Source organism: Ralstonia sp. AU12-08 (genome assembly GCF_000442475.1).
GTDB lineage: Bacteria > Pseudomonadota > Gammaproteobacteria > Burkholderiales > Burkholderiaceae > Ralstonia > Ralstonia insidiosa.
This window is the reverse complement of record NZ_ASZV01000067.1, coordinates 1-5,679: the sequence shown is the minus strand read 5'-3', so window position 1 is coordinate 5,679 and position 5,679 is coordinate 1. Positions and strand designations below refer to the sequence as shown.

Here is a 5,679-nt window from a genome sequence, read left to right as displayed (position 1 = left end):
GCATGCTGCACAACCCGAGCTACGACTTCAACGACGAGCTGCTGCCGTTGGGCGCGACGTACTGGGTGAGGCTGGTGGAGCGGTACCTGGCGCGGGTCTGAGGTTGTTTGGAGCAGCAGAACGCAAGAAGCCACCCGTTGGGTGGCTTTTTTGTTGGGCTGTTGCGGCAGGGAGGCAGCGGTGGTGCTGCGTTTTGGAGGCGTAAAAGCAAACACCCCAGCTCGAGTGGAGCTGGGGTGTTTTGAGGGAGAGCCTGGCGATGACCTACTTTCACACGGGAATCCGCACTATCATCGGCGCGGAGTCGTTTCACGGTCCTGTTCGGGATGGGAAGGGGTGGTACCGACTCGCTATGGTCACCAGGCTATGACTTGTCGCGTCGCTGACTCGATGGTCAACGCCGCCAATATGGGAATGTAGTTTGGTTGTGAGTATGTGTGTATCAGGCACAAGGCAGACCCAGCCGGAAACATACCGGTTATAGGATCAAGCCGCACGGGCAATTAGTACTGGTTAGCTGAACGCATTACTGCGCTTCCACACCCAGCCTATCAACGTCCTGGTCTCGAACGACCCTTCAGGGAGATCAAGTCTCCAGGGAATCCTCATCTTCAGGCAAGTTTCCCGCTTAGATGCTTTCAGCGGTTATCTCTTCCGTACATAGCTACCCTGCGATGCCTCTGGCGAGACAACAGGTACACCAGCGGTACGTCCACTCCGGTCCTCTCGTACTAGGAGCAGCCCCCGTCAAGATTCCAACGCCCACGGCAGATAGGGACCAAACTGTCTCACGACGTTTTAAACCCAGCTCACGTACCTCTTTAAATGGCGAACAGCCATACCCTTGGGACCGGCTACAGCCCCAGGATGAGATGAGCCGACATCGAGGTGCCAAACACCGCCGTCGATATGAACTCTTGGGCGGTATCAGCCTGTTATCCCCAGAGTACCTTTTATCCGTTGAGCGATGGCCCTTCCATACAGAACCACCGGATCACTATGTCCTGCTTTCGCACCTGCTCGACTTGTCGGTCTCGCAGTTAAGCACGCTTTTGCCATTGCACTTTAGGTACGATGTCCGACCGTACCAAGCGTACCTTCGAACTCCTCCGTTACACTTTGGGAGGAGACCGCCCCAGTCAAACTGCCTACCATGCACTGTCCCCGACCCGGATTCACGGGCCAAGGTTAGAACCTCAAACAAACCAGGGTGGTATTTCAAGGTCGGCTCCACCGAAACTAGCGTCCCGGTTTCAAAGCCTCCCACCTATCCTACACAGATCGGTTCAAAGTCCAATGCAAAGCTACAGTAAAGGTTCATGGGGTCTTTCCGTCTAGCCGCGGGGAGATTGCATCATCACAAACACTTCAACTTCGCTGAGTCTCGGGAGGAGACAGTGTGGCCATCGTTACGCCATTCGTGCAGGTCGGAACTTACCCGACAAGGAATTTCGCTACCTTAGGACCGTTATAGTTACGGCCGCCGTTTACCGGGACTTCAATCAAGAGCTTGCACCCCATCATTTAATCTTCCGGCACCGGGCAGGCGTCACACCCTATACGTCCACTTTCGTGTTTGCAGAGTGCTGTGTTTTTATTAAACAGTCGCAGCCACCATTTTATTGCAACCCCTTCGTCCTTCTGGCGCGAGCCAGTCAAACTACAAGGGCGTACCTTATCCCGAAGTTACGGTACCAATTTGCCGAGTTCCTTCTCCCGAGTTCTCTCAAGCGCCTTAGAATACTCATCTCGCCCACCTGTGTCGGTTTGCGGTACGGTCTCGTATGACTGAAGCTTAGAGGCTTTTCTTGGAACCACTTCCAATTGCTTCGCGACCTAAAGTCGCTCGCCCCACACCCTTGAATCACGCACCCGGATTTGCCTAAGTGCCATCTCCAATGCAGGGACCGGGACATCCAACACCCGGACAACCTTCCGCGATCCGTCCCCCCATCGCATCATACGACGGTGCAGGAATATTAACCTGCTTCCCATCAGCTACGCATCTCTGCCTCGCCTTAGGGGCCGACTCACCCTACGCCGATGAACGTTGCGTAGGAAACCTTGGGCTTACGGCGAGGGGGCCTTTCACCCCCTTTATCGCTACTCATGTCAGCATTCGCACTTCTGATACCTCCAGCATCCTTTACAAGACACCTTCACAGGCTTACAGAACGCTCTCCTACCATGCACTTACGTGCATCCGCAGCTTCGGTATATTGCTTAGCCCCGTTACATCTTCCGCGCAGGACGACTCGATCAGTGAGCTATTACGCTTTCTTTAAAGGGTGGCTGCTTCTAAGCCAACCTCCTGACTGTTTTAGCCTTCCCACTTCGTTTCCCACTTAGCAATATTTAGGGACCTTAGCTGGCGGTCTGGGTTGTTTCCCTCTTGACACCGGACGTTAGCACCCGATGTCTGTCTCCCGTGATTGCACTCTTCGGTATTCGGAGTTTGCTATGGCGGGGTAATCAGCAATAGACCCCCCAACCATGACAGTGCTCTACCCCCGAAGGTGAGACACGAGGCACTACCTAAATAGTTTTCGGAGAGAACCAGCTATTTCCAAGTTTGTTTAGCCTTTCACCCCTATCCACAGCTCATCCCCTAACTTTTCAACGTTAGTGGGTTCGGTCCTCCAGTACGTGTTACCGCACCTTCAACCTGGCCATGGATAGATCACTTGGTTTCGGGTCTACACCCAGCGACTGAACGCCCTATTCGGACTCGCTTTCGCTACGCCTTCCCTAATCGGTTAAGCTTGCCACTGAATGTAAGTCGCTGACCCATTATACAAAAGGTACGCCGTCACCCGTTTCCAGGCTCCGACTGTTTGTATGCATGCGGTTTCAGGATCTATTTCACTCCCCTCCCGGGGTTCTTTTCGCCTTTCCCTCACGGTACTGGTTCACTATCGGTCGATTACGAGTATTTAGCCTTGGAGGATGGTCCCCCCATCTTCAGACAGGATTTCACGTGTCCCGCCCTACTTGTCGTACACCTAGTTCCACAATACTGCTTTCGCATACGGGGCTATCACCCGCTATGGCCGGACTTTCCATTCCGTTCTGCTAGCAATACTGCTAAAGAGTACAAGGCTGATCCCATTTCGCTCGCCACTACTTTGGGAATCTCGGTTGATTTCTGTTCCTACAGCTACTTAGATGTTTCAGTTCGCTGCGTTCGCTTCCCTTGCCTATGTATTCAGCAAGGGATGACCCATGCGGGCCGGGTTTCCCCATTCGGACATCTGCGGATCAAAGCTTGTTTGCCAGCTCCCCGCAGCTTTTCGCAGGCTACTACGTCCTTCATCGCCTGTAATCGCCAAGGCATCCACCACATGCACTTATTCGCTTGACCCTATAACGAGTATGTCTCGTTACAGGCTGAGTTCTCGCGTTGTGCCGTATTCCAAGACAATCTTTCGATTGCTCTGGTAATACTGGTTGATACAATCACAACCCAGTGTCGCGTTACTACCGAGCATCTCATCAATGCTCCGCGACACCTTTACTACATTCCATATTGTTAAAGAACAGCCGAACTTTTACGCTCGTCTTGGCTAGGCCAAACGCAAACACCATCGACATCACTTCGTCGATGCTTGCGTTTGGTAACCAAAAGGTTTTGGTGGAGGATGACGGGATCGAACCGACGACCCCCTGCTTGCAAAGCAGGTGCTCTCCCAGCTGAGCTAATCCCCCAGTCACGGCAGAGTACTTCTTCCACCGTCCGTAACTTGGTGGGTCTGGTAGGACTTGAACCTACGACCCCCGCCTTATCAAGACGGTGCTCTAACCACCTGAGCTACAGACCCTTGGCTGTAACATCAAACAAACCGATAAGTGTGGACGCCTAACGTCGGATGCACGCTCTTAAAGGAGGTGATCCAGCCGCACCTTCCGATACGGCTACCTTGTTACGACTTCACCCCAGTCATGAACCCTGCCGTGGTAATCGCCCCCCTTGCGGTTAGGCTAACTACTTCTGGCAAAACCCACTCCCATGGTGTGACGGGCGGTGTGTACAAGACCCGGGAACGTATTCACCGCGGCATGCTGATCCGCGATTACTAGCGATTCCAGCTTCACGTAGTCGAGTTGCAGACTACGATCCGGACTACGATGCATTTTCTGGGATTAGCTCCACCTCGCGGCTTGGCAACCCTCTGTATGCACCATTGTATGACGTGTGAAGCCCTACCCATAAGGGCCATGAGGACTTGACGTCATCCCCACCTTCCTCCGGTTTGTCACCGGCAGTCTCTCTAGAGTGCCCTTTCGTAGCAACTAGAGACAAGGGTTGCGCTCGTTGCGGGACTTAACCCAACATCTCACGACACGAGCTGACGACAGCCATGCAGCACCTGTGTCCACTTTCTCTTTCGAGCACCTAATGCATCTCTGCTTCGTTAGTGGCATGTCAAGGGTAGGTAAGGTTTTTCGCGTTGCATCGAATTAATCCACATCATCCACCGCTTGTGCGGGTCCCCGTCAATTCCTTTGAGTTTTAATCTTGCGACCGTACTCCCCAGGCGGTCAACTTCACGCGTTAGCTACGTTACTAAGGAAATGAATCCCCAACAACTAGTTGACATCGTTTAGGGCGTGGACTACCAGGGTATCTAATCCTGTTTGCTCCCCACGCTTTCGTGCATGAGCGTCAGTGTTATCCCAGGGGGCTGCCTTCGCCATCGGTATTCCTCCACATCTCTACGCATTTCACTGCTACACGTGGAATTCTACCCCCCTCTGACACACTCTAGCCGTGCAGTCACCAATGCAATTCCCAGGTTAAGCCCGGGGATTTCACATCGGTCTTGCACAACCGCCTGCGCACGCTTTACGCCCAGTAATTCCGATTAACGCTTGGACCCTACGTATTACCGCGGCTGCTGGCACGTAGTTAGCCGGTCCTTATTCTTCCGGTACCGTCATCCACACCTAATATTAGTAAGTGCGATTTCTTTCCGGACAAAAGTGCTTTACAACCCGAAGGCCTTCTTCACACACGCGGCATTGCTGGATCAGGGTTGCCCCCATTGTCCAAAATTCCCCACTGCTGCCTCCCGTAGGAGTCTGGGCCGTGTCTCAGTCCCAGTGTGGCTGATCGTCCTCTCAGACCAGCTACTGATCGTCGCCTTGGTGAGCCTTTACCTCACCAACTAGCTAATCAGACATCGGCCGCTCCTATAGCATGAGGCCTTGCGGTCCCCCACTTTCACCCTCAGGTCGTATGCGGTATTAGCTAATCTTTCGACTAGTTATCCCCCACTACAGGGCACGTTCCGATGTATTACTCACCCGTTCGCCACTCGCCATCAATCTAGCAAGCTAGATCATGCTGCCGTTCGACTTGCATGTGTAAGGCATGCCGCCAGCGTTCAATCTGAGCCAGGATCAAACTCTTCAGTTCAATCTGCTGTTTTTCGCTCTATTACGAGCGGTCGCTCACTCTCAGAATCTGACTTGAACTTTCGTTCAAACCTTACTTCTGTGCGAGCACTTCATTACTTGTAAGCTAACGAACTTGCGTTCGTCGCATCCAGTATTAAGCGCCCACACTTATCGGCTGTTTGTTTGTTAAAGAACTGCGCGATCAACTTTGTTCACCGCGTCGCTGCGTTTGCTGCAGCAGAGAAACGAGATTATGCAGAGCTTTTTCGTCGCTGTCAACAA

At 52.9% G+C, this 5,679-nt stretch carries 2 tRNA genes and 3 rRNA genes; all 5 read right to left on the bottom strand.

The window, feature by feature from the left end:
* Nucleotides 1–251 precede the first annotated feature (251 nt).
* Nucleotides 252–364, bottom strand: a 5S ribosomal RNA gene (gene rrf / locus C404_RS58635).
* 118 nt (nucleotides 365–482) lie between these two features.
* A 23S ribosomal RNA gene (locus C404_RS58630) occupies nucleotides 483–3,361 on the bottom strand.
* 268 nt (nucleotides 3,362–3,629) lie between these two features.
* A tRNA-Ala gene (locus tag C404_RS58625) sits at nucleotides 3,630–3,705 on the bottom strand.
* Between the two features lie 36 nt (nucleotides 3,706–3,741).
* Nucleotides 3,742–3,818: transfer RNA gene (locus tag C404_RS58620), tRNA-Ile, on the bottom strand.
* 60 nt (nucleotides 3,819–3,878) lie between these two features.
* Nucleotides 3,879–5,416, bottom strand: a 16S ribosomal RNA gene (locus C404_RS58615).
* The 16S, 23S and 5S rRNA genes sit together here with 2 tRNA genes alongside, the layout of an rRNA operon.
* Nucleotides 5,417–5,679: the final 263 nt, after the last annotated feature.